The following is a 14,269-nucleotide window of genomic DNA, read 5'->3' on the forward strand; positions in this document are numbered from 1 at the left end:
ATTTAAAAAGACAGACCTATGGACGTCAAGACCGGTTTCTTCTACCTCTTCTCGGTGGTGCTGCTGTTTGCAGCCTTCCGGGTGGTGACTGCGCGTAACCCCGTGCACGCTGTGCTGTACCTCATGCTGGCTTTTTCGCAAGCCTCTGCGGTGTGGTTCCTCCTAAACGCCGAATTCCTGGCCATTGTGCTGGTGCTGGTGTATCTGGGTGCCGTGATGGTGCTCTTCCTGTTCGTGGTGATGATGCTGGACATCAACATCGACACCATGCGCAAGGGTTTTTGGAAAAACTTTCCGTTGGCTGCAACTTTGGGGGCCATCGTGGCGCTTGAAATGGCTGCGGTGTTGTTGTCGGGTTTTCGCTTGTCCCAAGCACCTGCCATGTTGGCAGGTGCTGTGCCGGTCGATAACGGCAAGGCCTTGGGCATCTTGCTGTACACCGAATACCTGATGCCGATCCAGATCGCGGCTTCCATCTTGTTGGTGGCCATGATCGCGGCGATTGCCTTGACGCTGCGTGAGCGCAAGGACAGCAAGGCGATTGACCCGTCCATCCAGGTCAAAGTACGTGCGGCAGACCGCATGCAATTGGTCAAGATGGGTGTCACACAACCGGCACCGGCACCGGCACCTGTGGCTCCAGTGGAGGAAAGCAAATGATGACACTGACCCTGGGACACTTCTTGTCGCTCGGCGCCATGCTGTTTGCATTGGCCGTGATCGGCATCTTCCTGAACCGCAAGAACCTGATCGTCTTGCTCATGGCCATCGAATTGATGTTGTTGGCTGTGAACATGAACTTTGTGGCGTTCTCTCACTACCTGGGTGATATGCACGGTCAAGTGTTCGTGTTTTTCATCCTCACTGTGGCTGCGGCCGAATCGGCCATTGGCCTGGCCATCCTCGTGCTGTTGTTCCGCAATAAGAACAGCATCAACGTGGACGAACTCAATTCGCTCAAGGGTTAATAAGAATATGAGTCAAACCCTCAACGCAAGCACGCTGCTGGCTGTGCCCCTCGCGCCCCTGATGGGCTCGGTGCTCGCCGGTGTCCTCGGTACCCAATTCGGTGGCAACTGGATGGGTCGCCGCCTGTCTCACACCCTGACCATTCTGGGTGTTTTGGTGGCCTTCATCCTGTCGGCCATGACACTCAAGAGTGTCATCGACGGGGCCCGATTCAACGAGACGCTCTACACCTGGATGGTGGTCGGTGGCCTCAAGATGGAAGTCGGCTTTTTGGTCGATGGCATCACCGCCATGATGATGTGCGTCGTGACCTTCGTGTCGCTGATGGTGCACCTATACACCATTGGCTACATGGAAGAAGACGAAGGCTACAACCGCTTCTTCGCCTACATCTCGCTGTTCACCTTCTCCATGTTGATGCTCGTCATGAGCAACAACCTGTTGCAGCTGTTCTTTGGCTGGGAAGCCGTGGGTCTGGTGTCGTATTTGCTGATCGGCTTTTGGTACAACAAACCGACCGCCATCTTCGCCAACATGAAGGCCTTTTTGGTCAACCGTGTGGGTGACTTCGGTTTCATCTTGGGCATTGGCCTGATCGTGGCCTACACCGGCACGCTCAACTACACCGAGTTGTTTGCCAAAGCCAATGAGCTGGCCGCCATCAACTTCCCTTGGTATGTGTTTGGCCTGGACGGCATGCTGATCACCGTGATCTGCATTTGCTTGTTCATTGGTGCCATGGGCAAGTCGGCCCAGTTCCCGCTGCACGTGTGGTTGCCTGACTCGATGGAAGGCCCGACCCCCATTTCCGCGCTTATCCACGCCGCCACCATGGTGACGGCTGGTATCTTCATGGTGGCCCGTATGTCGCCGCTGTTTGAGTTGTCCGATGCGGCCCTCAACTTCATCATGGTGATTGGCTCCATCACGGCCTTGTTCATGGGCTTTTTGGGCATCATCCAAAACGACATCAAGCGCGTGGTGGCTTACTCCACCTTGTCGCAACTGGGTTACATGACGGTGGCTTTGGGCGCATCGGCTTACTCGGTCGCTGTGTTCCACCTGATGACGCACGCGTTCTTCAAGGCGCTGCTGTTCTTGGGTGCCGGTTCGGTCATCATGGGCATGCACCACAACCAGGACATCCGCTGGATGGGTGGCGTGCGCAAGTACATGCCCATCACCTGGATCACCTCGCTGCTGGGTTCGCTGGCCTTGATCGGTACACCGTTTTTCTCGGGTTTTTACTCGAAGGACAGCATCATCGAAGCCGTGCACGAAAGCCACTTGGCTGCCGCTGGTTTTGCCAACTTCGCCGTGCTGGCCGGTGTGTTTGTCACGGCTTTCTATTCGTTCCGCATGTATTTCCTGGTCTTCCACGGCAAAGAGCGTTACGACCAGAACCCTGACGCGCACCATGGTCACGATGACCACCATGGGCATGACGATCACGGGCATGACAAACCCCACGAGTCGCCTTGGGTGGTGACGGTGCCCTTGGTCCTGTTGGCCATACCCTCGGTGCTGATTGGCTACATGACGATCGAGCCCATGCTGTACGGCGATTTCTTCAAAGACGTGATCTTTGTGAACGCCGACAAGCACCCGGTCATGGTCGAAATGGCCGAAGCTTTCCACGGCCCAGTGGCCATGGCCAAGCACGCGCTGACCACAGCACCGTTTTGGCTGGCTCTGGCCGGTGTGGTGACGGCTTGGTACATGTACCTGGTCAACCCCAAAGTGCCTGCGTTCTTTGCCCGCACATTGCGTCCGCTGATCGTGGTCATGGAGAACAAGTACTTCATGGACTGGATCAACGAGAACATTTTGGCCAAGGGTGCGCGTGGTTTGGGCACCGGTCTGTGGAAGGTGGGCGACCGCGCCATCATCGACGGCTTCTTCGTCAACGGTTCCTGGAAAGTCGTGGGCATGGTGTCTGGCGTGGTGCGCTGGTTCCAGTCGGGCTTCCTGTACCACTATGCCCTGGTCATGATCCTGGGTGTGTTTGTGCTGATGACGTATTTCGTCTGGCTCGCTTAACGATTTTGAGGACGATATAAAAATGGGATTGTTAAGCCTTGCCATCTGGATGCCGATTGCTTTCGGCGTCATCTTGCTGGCCTTCGGTCGTGACAGCCAAGCCCGCGCCGTGCGCTGGCTGGCCCTCATCGGCTCCGTCGTCAGTTTCCTGGTCACATTGCCTTTGTATTCGGGCTTTCAGCTTGGCACCTCGGCCATGCAGTTCGTCGAAAAAGCGCCGTGGATCGAGCGCTTCAATGTGCACTACCACTTGGGCGTGGACGGCATTTCGCTGTGGCTCGTGTTGCTCACAGCGTTCATCAACGTGATCGTGGTCATTGCAGGCTGGGAAGTCATCACCCGCAAAGTCAACCAGTACATGGCCGCCTTCCTGATCCTGTCGGGTCTGATGATCGGTGTGTTCAGTGCGCTGGACGGTATCTTGTTCTATGTCTTCTTCGAGGCGACCTTGATCCCGATGTACCTGATCATTGGTATTTGGGGTGGCCCGAACAAGATTTATGCGGCGTTCAAGTTCTTCCTGTACACCCTGATGGGGTCCTTGCTCACGCTGATTGCGCTGATCTACCTGTACACCGCATCGAATGGCAGCTTCGACATCCTGACCTGGCACAAGCTGCAGCTGTCGGGCACCGTGCAAACGCTGTTGTTCTTTGCTTTCTTTGCGGCCTTCGCCGTGAAGGTGCCCATGTGGCCCGTTCATACCTGGCTGCCCGATGTGCACGTCGAGGCGCCCACAGGCGGCTCCGCTGTGCTGGCGGCCATCATGCTCAAGCTCGGTGCTTATGGTTTCTTGCGTTTCTCGATGCCCATCGCACCCGATGCGGCACGTGAGTGGGGCATGTTCATCATCGTGCTGTCTTTGGTGGCCGTGGTCTACGTGGGTTTGGTGGCCATGGTCCAGCAAGACATGAAAAAGCTGGTGGCTTACTCATCGGTCGCGCACATGGGTTTTGTGACCCTGGGCTTTTTCATCTTCAACCCGCTGGGCGTGTCCGGCGGCATTGTGCAAATGATCGCGCACGGTTTTGTGTCCGCCGCCATGTTCTTGTCGATCGGCGTGTTGTACGACCGCGTGCACTCGCGTGAAATTGCCAGCTACGGTGGCGTGGTCAACACCATGCCCAAGTTCGCTGCTTTTGCCTTGTTCTTTTCCATGGCCAACTGCGGCTTGCCAGGCACAGCCGGTTTTGTGGGCGAGTGGATGGTCATTCTGGGTGCTGTGAAATTCAACTTCTGGATCGGTGCTTTGTCGGCGTCGGCCCTGATTTTTGGTGCGGCCTACACCCTGTGGATGTTCAAGCGCGTATACCTCGGCCCCGTGGCCAACGATGACGTCAAAGCACTGACCGATATCAATGCCCGTGAGTTCCTGGTGATGGCCTTGCTGGCTGCTGCTGTGCTTTACATGGGCGTGTACCCCAAACCTTTCACCGACGTGATGGACACTTCGGTGGCCGACTTGCTCAAGCACGTTGCCTTGTCCAAGTTGCCTTGAGCAACAGGCATTGAACGTTTCGCCTGATTAGAAGAATTGAGAGAACACACATGATGGACACCTCCAGCTGGATGACGATTTATCCGGAGATCGTGTTGCTGGTCATGGCCTGCGTGATTGCGCTGGCCGACCTCTTCGTGAAAAGCCCCAAGCGCACCGCCACCTACGCCCTGACATTGTTGTCACTGGGCGGTGTGGCCTGGCTGCACGCCATGTACGCCGATGCAGGGCAGACGCTTTACGGTTTTGGCCGCCTGGTGGTCAGTGACCCGATGGGCCATTGGCTCAAGTGTTTTGCCACGATCGCCGTCATGGTGACCTTGGTTTATTCGCGCCCTTATGCCGCAGACCGCGACATGTTGCGTGGTGGTGAGATTTTTAGCCTGAGCATGTTTGCTTTGCTGGGCATGAGCTTCATGATCTCGGGGCAGAACTTCATTGTCATCTATTTGGGCTTGGAGCTGTTGACCTTGTCGAGCTATGCCTTGGTCGCGCTGCGCCGTGACCACACGCAAGCCACCGAAGCGGCCATGAAGTACTTTGTGCTGGGCGCCATGGCTTCGGGCTTCTTGTTGTATGGCATGTCCATGATGTACGGTGCCACGGGCAGCTTGGAGCTGTCGGCTGTCTTCAAAGCGGTGGCTTCTGGCCATGTGAACCACCAGGTGCTGGTGTTCGGTTTGGTCTTCATTGTTGCGGGCCTGGCTTTCAAGATTGGCGCAGTGCCTTTCCACATGTGGATTCCCGACGTGTACCAAGGTGCCCCAACGGCCGCCACCCTCATGATTGGCGGTGCCCCCAAGTTGGCGGCTTTTGCGATCATGATCCGCTTGCTGGTGGAAGGCTTGTTGCCTCTGGCTTTCGACTGGCAGCAAATGCTGTCGTTCCTGGCCATTGGCTCACTGGTGGTGGGTAACCTGGCCGCGATTGCACAGACCAACCTCAAGCGCATGTTGGCTTATTCGACCATTGCGCAAATGGGCTTTGTCTTGCTGGGTTTTGTCGCAGGCGTGATCAACGGGCAGACCCTGTTGGCGGCCAACGCATACAGCTCGGCCATGTTCTACATCGTCTCTTATGTGTTGACCACATTGGCCAGCTTTGGCGTGATCATGTTGCTGGCGCGCCAAGGCTTCGAGAGCGAAGAGATCACCGACCTGGCTGGTTTGAACCAACGCAGCCCTCTGTACGCGGGTGTGATGGCGATCTGCCTGTTCTCCATGGCCGGCATCCCGCCCATGGTGGGCTTCTATGCCAAGTTGTCAGTGCTGCAGTCGCTGATTGTTTCGGGTCAGAGCTTCTACATCGGCTTGGCGATCTTTGCTGTGCTCATGTCGCTGATCGGTGCTTTCTATTACCTGCGCGTCGTCAAGGTCATGTACTTTGACGAACCCGTCACGGCCACCACCGTGTCGGCCACCACCGATGTGCGTGTGGTCCTGTCGGTGAACGGCTTGCTGGTGCTGGTGTTGGGCATTGTCCCAGGTGCCTTGATGGCCCTGTGCGCAGACGCCATTGCCCGCATGTTGGCTGTTTGAGCCAATCCGCATGATCGCCGCCTGGCAAATGGGTTTCTTGATGGCACTGGCTTTGCTGGCTGCTAACTTGCCTTTTGCCAATCAACGCATTTTGCTGGTTGGGCCCTTGCGGAGCACCAAGTCACTGGCCATTCGGCTGGCGGAGTTGGTGCTGTTGTATTTTGGGGTCGGTGCCGTGGGCCTGGCGCTCGAAAATCATGGTGGCCAGATCGCTCCCCAGGGCTGGGAGTTCTATGCCATCACGGGCACCCTGTTTGTGACCTTGGCGTTCCCCGGCTTTGTGTACCGCTACCTGATGCACCGCCCGCATTGACCGCCTGCTTGTGCACCGTTTTGCATGTCTGACGATCACCTGATCGAACACCGACTCAGCCAGGAAGAATTGCTGCACGGCAACTTCCTGCACGCTTTTCGCGACACCGTTCGCTTGCCCAATCAAAGTCTGGCCACACGGGAGTACGTGGTCCATCCTGGCGCGGTCATGGTCATTCCGATGCTTGAGACACCCGATGGTTTGCGTTTGGTGCTGGAGCGCCAATACCGTTACCCGGTCGGCCAGGTGATGATCGAATTCCCGGCGGGCAAGCTCGACCCGGGCGAAGACCCGTTCTTGTGTGCACAACGCGAGCTGATGGAAGAAACCGGCTACACCGCACGCCAGTGGGTGAGGGCGGGCGTATTGCACCCGGTGATCGCGTATTCGACAGAAGTCATCGAAATCTGGTTTGCCAAAGACCTGACGCTGGGTGAACGCCAACTCGATTCAGAAGAGTTTCTGGATGTGTTCACCGCCACACCCGCAGAGCTGATGGCCTGGTGTCGAGACGGCCAAGTCACCGATGCCAAAACCCTCACGGGCGCGCTTTGGTTGCAAAATGTGCTGGCTGGCGATTGGCCGCTGACCTGGCAAACCTTGCCCTGACATCTTCCGCCCATGAAAGTCCTGGACCTTCAATGTTCGCAGGGTCACAGCTTTGAAGGCTGGTTTGGCTCTCAAGACGACTACGACGCACAGCGTGCGCGGGGTCTGCTCACGTGCCCGGTGTGCAACGACAGCGAGATCGTCAAAATGCTCTCGGCTCCCCGCTTGAATCTGGGGCATGGCGTGGGCCCGGTGGCGGCCGCGTCTGAAACGTCGGGCAAAGACAATGCCAGTCCTTCGGGCCCCCCTGCTTTGCCGGATACGGCCGCTGCGCATGGCTTGCAACACATGCAAGCGGCCATGCTGAACATGGTGCGCCATGTGATCGCCAACACAGAAGATGTGGGCCCCCAGTTTGCCGAAGAGGCCCGCAAGATCCATTATGGTGAGCGCGAAGAACGCAACATCCGTGGCCAGGCCACCCGAGAAGAAACCGAAGCCTTGCTGGAAGAGGGCATTGACGTCATGCCCTTGCCCGTGCCCGAAAACCTCAAGGGTCCGCTGCAATAAGTGCAGAGCCCGCGCTCCATACGGGATGGCGGGGCAAATGACTGTGTGGGAGCGAGCCCCTGCTCGCGCATGATGAAAGAGCCCCTAATCCGATGAAACACGCCCTGCACATCGACGATGCCGAAGTGGAACTGAGTGCCATCCGGGCGCAAGGCCCAGGAGGACAAAACGTCAACAAAGTCTCTAGCGCCATCCAGCTGCGCTTTGATGTGGCGGGCTCATCCTTGCCCGACGACGTCAAGCAGCGCTGGCTGCAGTCGGGCGACGGCCGCCTGACGCAAGAGGGGGTGTTCATCCTCAAGGCCCAGCGCCACCGAACCAAAGAGGCCAACCGGGTGGATGCTTGGGCCAGGTTGTACGAAACGCTGGACCTCTACGCCAAGCCCCCCAAACCCCGCAAGGCCACCAAGCCCACTTATGGCTCGGTCCAGCGGCGGCTGGAGGGCAAGGCCATGCAGTCGAAGATCAAAAGCGGCCGCCGCAAGGATGCGGCCGATTAGCGCAGGCTTTCTAGGGCGATGCGCTGAACTTGCGCCAGCGGCTGATGTCCATCGGCCTGCACCACATGCCGCGTCGGCATGCTGCGCATCCAAGTGATTTGGCGCTTGGCCAGCTGTCGGGTGGCAAAGATGCCGCGCTCCCGGATTTCGGCTTCGGGCCAGCCCGCATCCAGCCCCTCCCAGGCTTGTCGATAGCCCACGCAGCGCATGGATGGCAAATCAGGATCCAGGTCGCCGCGTGTCTTGAGCCGCTTGACCTCGTCCAGAAAGCCTTGCGCCATCATTTGGTCAAAGCGCAGTGCAATGCGCTGGTGCAGCCAGCCGCGATCTGTGGGCTCCAGGCTGATGACCGGGATGTGCCAGTCGGGCGCATGGGCTTTGGCGCTTTGGTGAAAGGACGACAGGGTTTGGCCGGTCGAAGTCCACACTTCCAGGGCGCGACCAATGCGCTGGCTGTCACCCGGGGCCAGGCGAGCGGCGGTGATCGGGTCCACCTGGGCCAGCAGGGCGTGCATGGCTGGCCAGCCCAGGCTTTCGGCTTGTTGCTGGATGTGGGCACGAACCTCGGGGTTCGCTGCGGGAATGTCGTTCAAGCCTTCGAGCAAGGCCTTGAGGTAAAGCATGGTGCCGCCCACCAGCAGCGGGGTTTTGCCGCGCGCACGGATGTCCCGTATCAAACGCGTCGCATCTTTGGCGAATTCGGCCGCGCTGTAGCTTTGCAGCGGGTCGAGGGTGTCGATCAGATGATGGGGTACAGCGGCCAACTCTTCGCGGTTGGGTTTGGCTGTTCCGATGTCCATGCCCCGGTAAAGCAGCGCGGAATCCACGCTGATGATTTCGGCCCCGCCTTGTGTCTGGAGTGCCTCGGCCAAGGCCAGGGCGGCTGCCGTTTTTCCGCTGGCGGTGGGGCCTGCGATCGCGATGGCGTCGATGGGTTTGGTGTGCATGGGGCTTTGTCTGCTCATGCCGGTTGCGCGGCCACAGGCTCCGGGCGGCCATGGCGTTGCACAGCGGTCCAGGCCACGATGGTGATGATGCAAGCCCACAGCAAAATGCCATGTGCCAGTGCAAAAACGGGTCGGTCCATGTGTGCGCCCAGCCAGCCGCCCATGAAGAAAGCGCCCAGCATCATCAAAAAACCGTTCAGGGCCGAGGCGGTGCCTGCCCGGTGTGGGAAGGGCGCGACCGCACCGCTTTGTCCGCAAGGTTGGTGCACACCGTGGCCCAGCATGAAGATGTACATCGGCCCCATCACGGCCCAAGCCCCATACCAGTCCTGGCCCTGGCCCGCATAAGCCAGCGCGGCCATGCTCACGCCTGCCGTGATGGTCAGCACTGCCGCGATGCCCACAGTGCGGTGCACGCTGGTGCGCCGCAGCATCCAGCGGCACCAGAAGGTGCCCACGATGTAGGACAGTGACATGCTGAGCATGAGAAAGCCGTAAGCCGTTTTGCTGTAACCCATGAAGGTGACGAAGACAAACGACGAGCTGGCCAGAAAAGTGAACAACCCCAGGTAAGAAGCGGCCGACAGGGTGCACCAGGTGAGGAACACGGGATGGCGCAGGATGTCGAGGTTGGCACGGATCAGTGGCTTGGCGCGCAAGGCCTGCGCATCGGGCTGAGCCAGGGTTTCTTCAAACCGCCAATACAACAAGGCGAGTGTGGCGGCACCGAACACGGCGAGCATGAGCAAAGCGATGCGCCAGCCCAACCAGTCGGTCAGCATACCGCCCAGCGGCGCACAAGCGCAGGCGATGATGCCCAGGCCGGTCAGGCCTTGCGACATGACGGTGGCCCCTTGGGCAGGTTGGAACAAATCACGCACCACGGCGCGTGCGGCCATGACGCCTGCACCCATGGCGATGCCTTGCACGGTGCGCCCCGCGATCAGCCAGGCCATGTCGGGCGCAAACGCGCAGGCCACCGAGGCCAGGGTGTAGGCACCCATGCCCCACAGCAAAATCGGGCGGCGGCCAAAGCGGTCAGACAGTGGGCCCCAGACGAGTTGCGACAGCCCAAAGGCCAGCAAAAGGGCTGTGAGTGTGAGCTGGGCCTGGCCCATGCCCGCGCCAAAGCCTTGGGTGATGGCGGGCAGGGCGGGCAAGTACAGGTCGGTGGTGACGGGTTGCAGGCCGAGCAGCAGGGCGAGAATGAGGACGATCAGTTTTTGCGGCATGCTGCCTTTGTGGTGGTTACTTCATGAAGCGCGATGGGCGAGGCTGGTGCGCGGCTGCCCTCATACTCGCTTCGCTCGCCAAATCGGGCAGTCCGCGCACCGGCCTCAACCATCGCTGTGTGGTGGTTCAAAGTCTGCTGTGTCTTTGAGCCCACTGACGCAGAGTCATGGGGGCGTGCCGCGCGGAGCTCGCGATTTGGCGAGCGAAGCGAGTATGAGCGAGACCGCGTGGCGGGCCCCCAGGACTCGGATTCAGACTGAGGTGATGAAAGACCCATCACCGACCCCGCAAAAACAGTGCATCCAGATCCCGCATCGTCATCTGACGCCAGGTGGGGCGGCCGTGGTTGCACTGGTCAGAGCGTTCGGTTTCTTCCATCTGGCGCAACAAGGCGTTCATTTCGTCCAGCGTCAGTCGGCGGTTGGCGCGTACCGCGCCGTGACAGGCCATGGTGGCCAGGATCTCGTTTTGGGCGCGTTGCACCACGGTGCTGGCGTCGTGCTGGGCCAGCTCCGCCAGCACGCTGCGGGCCAGCTCGACCGCATCGCCTTGCGCCAGGCTGGTGGGCACGGCGCGCACTGCCAGGGTTTTGGCCGACAGGGGCGAGATTTCCAGACCGAGTTGCTCCAGCGCCTCGGCGCAGGCCTCGGCCGTGGCCACTTCGGTGGGCGTGGCGGCAAAGGTGGCCGGTATCAGCAGCGGCTGGCTGGCGATGCGCGGGCCTTCGTCATCGGCGGCGTTGAGCTGGTTTTTCAGGCGCTCGTACACGATGCGTTCGTGTGCGGCGTGCATGTCCACCACCACCAGGCCTTGCTTGTTTTCGGCCAGGATGTAAACGCCGTGCAGCTGGGCCACGGCGCGGCCCAATGGCCAGTCACCTTCGGGTAGGGGTGAGGCAGGTGTCTCTGTGACCCTGTAGGAGCTTGCCCCTGCAAGCGAATCCCCTTCGGCCGCAGGGGTAGCCTCCCACATTCCTGCTGCCTCTGCGGCGTGCGGTGAGGGCTGCCACAACGCTTTCAAGTCGGCCATGGCCTGTTCGCCGTCCACACGGGGGCGCAAAAAATCGGCCGGTTTGTAGGCCGGGGCGTTGAAGCTGGACGGGCCGGGACGCTCAAAGGCCATGCCGCCTTGTTGCCAGCTGGCCGATTCGGGCAGGGCTTTGGGGGCAGGGCCGTTCTTCAGATCAAAGTCCGGGGCTGCATTGGCGGCTTCGTCCGTCAGATTCTGCGATCGCGGTGCGGCCAGTGCGTTTTCCAGGGCGTGGCGCACGGCTTGGTGCACGGCGCGGCTGTCCCGAAATCGCACCTCGATCTTGGTGGGGTGCACGTTCACATCGACCAGCGTGGGGTCGATCTGCATGAACAGGGCATAAGCCGGTTGTTTGTGGCCGTGCAGCACGTCTTCGTAGGCGCTGCGCGCACCGTGCATGACCACTTTGTCGCGCACAAAACGGCCGTTTACATAGGCAAATTGGTGGTCTGGGCGCGAGCGGGCGGCGTCGGGCAGACCGGCGCGGCCGATCACCTTGAGCGGCCCGGCGTTGTATTCCACGGCGATGGACTGCGCCACAAACTCTTCGCCCAGCACATCGGCCAGACGCTGCTCCAGCCCAGCAGCACCGGGGTGCACGCGCCACTGCTCGACCAGCTTGCCCTCGTGCCAGATGGCAAAGCCCACATCGGGTCGGGCCAGCGCGTGGCGGCGCACCGCCTCGATGCAGTGCGCCAGCTCGGTGCTGTCACTTTTCAAAAACTTGCGGCGGGCGGGGGTCGAGAAAAACAGCTCTTTCACCTCCACCGTGGTGCCCACGGCGCGGGCTGCCGGGCGAATTTCGCCGGTTCGGCCATCCAGGGCAAAGGCGGTGGGCTGGCCGTCCATGCGCGAAAGCAGGGTCAATTCAGACACCGAGTTGATGGCGGCCAGTGCTTCGCCCCGAAAACCCATGGTCATCACGGATTCCAGCTCGTCCAGGTTGCCGATCTTGCTGGTGGCGTGGCGTTTGAGGGCTGTGGCCAGCTCGTCCGGGGCGATGCCGCCGCCGTCGTCTTCCACCGAAATCAGCCGGGTGCCACCACCCATCAGGCGCAGCGTGATGCTGCGGGCCCCTGCGTCCATGGCGTTGTCCACCAGCTCGCGCACGACCGATGCGGGGCGTTCGACCACCTCGCCAGCGGCGATTTGGCTGATCAGTTCATCAGGGAGTTCGCGGATGGGACGGCGCGCGGAAGCCGGGGTCTGTTGGGAAGTCACCGTCTGATTTTAGGGGTTTGCGGTAGGCACATCTCTTTGTGGGAGGCTGCCCCTGCGGCCGAATGTCTGCGGGGATAATCGGCGCATGGACATCTTGTTGCAACTCGTCGATTTCATCCTCCATGTGGACCGTTATCTGGAGGCCTTTGTGGGGCAATATGGCGCTTGGGTTTATGCCTTGCTGTTCGTGATCATCTTTGTGGAGACCGGCTTGGTGGTCATGCCGTTTTTGCCCGGCGACTCGCTGCTGTTCATCGTCGGGGCGATGTGCGGTGCGGGTTTGATGAGCCTGCCGCTGGTGATGGGCTTGCTGCTGGTGGCGGCCATTTTGGGTGACCAGACCAATTACACGATCGGGCGCTACTTTGGCCCCAAAGTCTTCCAATGGGAGAACTCCCGGTTTTTCAACCGCCAGGCCTTTTTGCAGGCCAACGCCTTTTATGAGAAGTACGGCGGCATCACCATCATCCTGGCCCGTTTCATGCCGTTTATTCGCACTTTTGTCCCGTTTGTGGCAGGTGTGGCCGAGATGACCCGCCGCAAATTCACCACCTACAACGTGGTGGGCGGTGCCATTTGGGTGGTCGGGCTGACGCTGGCGGGTTATTTGTTTGGCAACTTGCCGTTTGTGCAAACGCACCTGTCCAAGATCATTTGGGCTTTGATCATCGTGCCCGGCCTGATCGCCATGTTGGGCGCTTGGAAGGCGCGTCGTGCTGGTTGATTGGCCTCTGGTTCGTGCGCGATCCAGTCTGTGCCGAGGATTATTCAGTTTGACGTTGGGTATCCAGTCTGTTGTAGGAGCCAGCCCTGCAGGCGACAGATGTCCCATAAAGTTCACCCATCGCTTGCAGGCAAGCTCCTATACACCCCTGCAACCCTGAGCGCTGCTCGCGCTGACAAGTAGATCTGACTTCAAAACGCCAATACCTCAGCCCGTGTCGGTGGCTGGCAACCTTGGCGGGTGCAGTTGATAGCAGCGGCTTTCATGGACAAATCGAGTGTGCTGGCCACGCGCCCAGCGGCACCGTCAGGCTGCAAGGCCCATTCGGCCAGGGTGTTGCCCCAGAAGGTGTCGCCTGCGCCCACGGTGTCGGTCACGGTGATGCGGGGCACGGGCAGGCTGTGGGTCCGGCCTTCGATGTCCAAATAAGCGCCGTCGCCGCCAAAGGTCAGGGCCACGCGGCTCAAGGCATCCGGTGCCACACCCGCACGCAATTCGTGCACCAGACGTGCAGATTCACCAATACCGACATTCGCAAAACCCATGGACTCCAGGTCTTCGTCGCTGGCTTTGAGCCAGTCGGTCAGGGTGATCACTTCGTGCAGGGCCTGCACATACGCGGTCAGGTCATGCGCCACTTTGGGCCGCAGGTTGATGTCCACGCTGATGGTCCAGCCCATCTCGCGTGCTGCCTTCAAAATGGCCACGACTTTGTGGTGTTCCGGCGGGATCAGCAGCAAGGAGCCTGTGTGCAGGATGCCCGGCGTTTTTTGCTGGTGCAGCAAAGCCACGATGCCGTCCACGGTGTAGTCGCGGTCGGCAATGCTTTCACGGTAAAACCCGTAGCTCGGTTGACCGTTTGTGACCTGCACCACCGCCAGCGAGGTGGGCAGGCGGCTGGTGCCGCCTGGCAGCTGTACGCCGTCACGCTGCAGCAGCTGCGCCATGCCCTGGCCGAACAGGTCGTTGGATAAGGGGTTGAGGTAAGCCACGTCGGCACCGCGCAGCGCGGCGGCGCGTGCCATGTTGAAAGGGCTGCCGCCCATGAAGGGACGCAATTGACCATCGGGCTGGGCGATGCAGTCCATCAGGGCTTCGCCGAGCACAAAAATTGGCGTGGTCATGGGCATCGGTGGGG

Annotated in this window: 14 protein-coding genes; 10 read left to right on the top strand and 4 right to left on the bottom strand. The window is 60.1% G+C overall.

Annotation, left to right across the window (positions count from 1 at the left end; genetic code table 11):
* Nucleotides 1-18 precede the first annotated feature (18 nt).
* The 9 genes from B9Z37_RS10900 to arfB all read left to right on the top strand — a co-directional run bounded on the left by B9Z37_RS10900 (nt 19) and on the right by arfB (nt 7,977).
* Complete coding sequence (locus B9Z37_RS10900; RefSeq protein ID WP_108313060.1) at nt 19-660, top strand: NADH-quinone oxidoreductase subunit J; 642 nt, start codon at nt 19-21, stop codon at nt 658-660.
* Nucleotides 660-968: an NADH-quinone oxidoreductase subunit NuoK gene (gene nuoK, locus B9Z37_RS10905; protein WP_108287861.1), complete on the top strand. Its 309-nt coding sequence runs from the start codon at nt 660-662 to the stop codon at nt 966-968. The genes B9Z37_RS10900 and nuoK overlap by 1 nt, the downstream gene beginning before the upstream one ends.
* A gap of 7 nt (nt 969-975) precedes the next feature.
* Nucleotides 976-3,009: an NADH-quinone oxidoreductase subunit L gene (gene nuoL, locus B9Z37_RS10910; protein WP_108313061.1), complete on the top strand. Its 2,034-nt coding sequence runs from the start codon at nt 976-978 to the stop codon at nt 3,007-3,009.
* 22 nt (nt 3,010-3,031) lie between these two features.
* Nucleotides 3,032-4,507 carry an NADH-quinone oxidoreductase subunit M gene (locus B9Z37_RS10915; RefSeq protein WP_108313062.1) on the top strand — a complete coding sequence of 492 codons (1,476 nt, stop codon included), beginning with the start codon at nt 3,032-3,034 and terminating at the stop codon, nt 4,505-4,507.
* Nucleotides 4,508-4,557: 50 nt separating this feature from the next.
* Nucleotides 4,558-6,045 (top strand): NADH-quinone oxidoreductase subunit NuoN, encoded by a 1,488-nt coding sequence (gene nuoN / locus B9Z37_RS10920; protein WP_108313063.1) that lies wholly within the window; start codon nt 4,558-4,560, stop codon nt 6,043-6,045.
* 10 nt (nt 6,046-6,055) lie between these two features.
* Nucleotides 6,056-6,358, top strand: a complete 303-nt coding sequence (locus B9Z37_RS10925; protein ID WP_108313064.1) for a DUF2818 family protein — start codon at nt 6,056-6,058, stop codon at nt 6,356-6,358.
* A 24-nt stretch (nt 6,359-6,382) separates the two neighbouring features.
* Complete coding sequence (locus B9Z37_RS10930; RefSeq protein WP_108313065.1) at nt 6,383-6,967, top strand: NUDIX domain-containing protein; 585 nt, start codon at nt 6,383-6,385, stop codon at nt 6,965-6,967.
* Nucleotides 6,968-6,979: 12 nt separating this feature from the next.
* Nucleotides 6,980-7,477 (top strand): DUF1178 family protein, encoded by a 498-nt coding sequence (locus B9Z37_RS10935; RefSeq protein ID WP_108313066.1) that lies wholly within the window; start codon nt 6,980-6,982, stop codon nt 7,475-7,477.
* Nucleotides 7,478-7,569: 92 nt separating this feature from the next.
* Nucleotides 7,570-7,977 (top strand): alternative ribosome rescue aminoacyl-tRNA hydrolase ArfB, encoded by a 408-nt coding sequence (gene arfB, locus B9Z37_RS10940; protein ID WP_108313067.1) that lies wholly within the window; start codon nt 7,570-7,572, stop codon nt 7,975-7,977.
* Here the strand turns inward: arfB and miaA are convergent.
* The 3 genes from miaA to mutL all read right to left on the bottom strand — a co-directional run bounded on the left by miaA (nt 7,974) and on the right by mutL (nt 12,407).
* Nucleotides 7,974-8,924 carry a tRNA (adenosine(37)-N6)-dimethylallyltransferase MiaA gene (gene miaA, locus B9Z37_RS10945; protein ID WP_167394370.1) on the bottom strand — a complete coding sequence of 317 codons (951 nt, stop codon included), beginning with the start codon at nt 8,922-8,924 and terminating at the stop codon, nt 7,974-7,976. The genes arfB and miaA overlap by 4 nt on opposite strands.
* 14 nt (nt 8,925-8,938) lie before the next feature.
* The gene (locus B9Z37_RS10950) at nt 8,939-10,156 is read right to left on the bottom strand and encodes a multidrug effflux MFS transporter (RefSeq protein ID WP_108313069.1); all 1,218 of its coding nucleotides are present in this window, start codon (nt 10,154-10,156) and stop codon (nt 8,939-8,941) included.
* A 277-nt stretch (nt 10,157-10,433) separates the two neighbouring features.
* Nucleotides 10,434-12,407, bottom strand: a complete 1,974-nt coding sequence (gene mutL / locus B9Z37_RS10955) for a DNA mismatch repair endonuclease MutL (RefSeq protein ID WP_108313070.1) — start codon at nt 12,405-12,407, stop codon at nt 10,434-10,436.
* A gap of 85 nt (nt 12,408-12,492) precedes the next feature.
* Here mutL and B9Z37_RS10960 point away from each other — a divergent pair, with 85 nt between their 5' ends.
* Nucleotides 12,493-13,131: a DedA family protein gene (locus B9Z37_RS10960; protein ID WP_108313071.1), complete on the top strand. Its 639-nt coding sequence runs from the start codon at nt 12,493-12,495 to the stop codon at nt 13,129-13,131.
* 191 nt (nt 13,132-13,322) lie between these two features.
* On the opposite strand, the gene B9Z37_RS10965 is transcribed toward B9Z37_RS10960, so the two are convergent.
* Nucleotides 13,323-14,255, bottom strand: coding sequence for a PfkB family carbohydrate kinase (locus tag B9Z37_RS10965; RefSeq protein WP_167394371.1), 933 nt, complete (start codon nt 14,253-14,255; stop codon nt 13,323-13,325).
* Nucleotides 14,256-14,269: the final 14 nt, after the last annotated feature.

The sequence above is a fragment of the Limnohabitans parvus II-B4 genome (genome assembly GCF_003063455.1).
Classification (GTDB): domain Bacteria; phylum Pseudomonadota; class Gammaproteobacteria; order Burkholderiales; family Burkholderiaceae_C; genus Limnohabitans_A; species Limnohabitans_A parvus.

Bases quoted from the DNA above. Each gene is read 5' to 3' on its own strand.
- nuoL (WP_108313061.1), top strand. From the start codon at position 976: ATGAGTCAAACCCTCAACGCAAGCACGCTGCTGGCTGTGCCCCTCGCG.
- nuoK (WP_108287861.1), top strand. From the start codon at position 660: ATGACACTGACCCTGGGACACTTCTTGTCGCTCGGCGCCATGCTGTTT.
- B9Z37_RS10965 (WP_167394371.1), bottom strand. From the start codon at position 14,255: ATGACCACGCCAATTTTTGTGCTCGGCGAAGCCCTGATGGACTGCATC.
- B9Z37_RS10930 (WP_108313065.1), top strand. From the start codon at position 6,383: ATGTCTGACGATCACCTGATCGAACACCGACTCAGCCAGGAAGAATTG.
- B9Z37_RS10960 (WP_108313071.1), top strand. From the start codon at position 12,493: ATGGACATCTTGTTGCAACTCGTCGATTTCATCCTCCATGTGGACCGT.
- B9Z37_RS10925 (WP_108313064.1), top strand. From the start codon at position 6,056: ATGATCGCCGCCTGGCAAATGGGTTTCTTGATGGCACTGGCTTTGCTG.
- nuoN (WP_108313063.1), top strand. From the start codon at position 4,558: ATGATGGACACCTCCAGCTGGATGACGATTTATCCGGAGATCGTGTTG.
- B9Z37_RS10950 (WP_108313069.1), bottom strand. From the start codon at position 10,156: ATGCCGCAAAAACTGATCGTCCTCATTCTCGCCCTGCTGCTCGGCCTG.
- miaA (WP_167394370.1), bottom strand. From the start codon at position 8,924: ATGCACACCAAACCCATCGACGCCATCGCGATCGCAGGCCCCACCGCC.
- B9Z37_RS10935 (WP_108313066.1), top strand. From the start codon at position 6,980: ATGAAAGTCCTGGACCTTCAATGTTCGCAGGGTCACAGCTTTGAAGGC.
- arfB (WP_108313067.1), top strand. From the start codon at position 7,570: ATGAAACACGCCCTGCACATCGACGATGCCGAAGTGGAACTGAGTGCC.
- B9Z37_RS10900 (WP_108313060.1), top strand. From the start codon at position 19: ATGGACGTCAAGACCGGTTTCTTCTACCTCTTCTCGGTGGTGCTGCTG.
- B9Z37_RS10915 (WP_108313062.1), top strand. From the start codon at position 3,032: ATGGGATTGTTAAGCCTTGCCATCTGGATGCCGATTGCTTTCGGCGTC.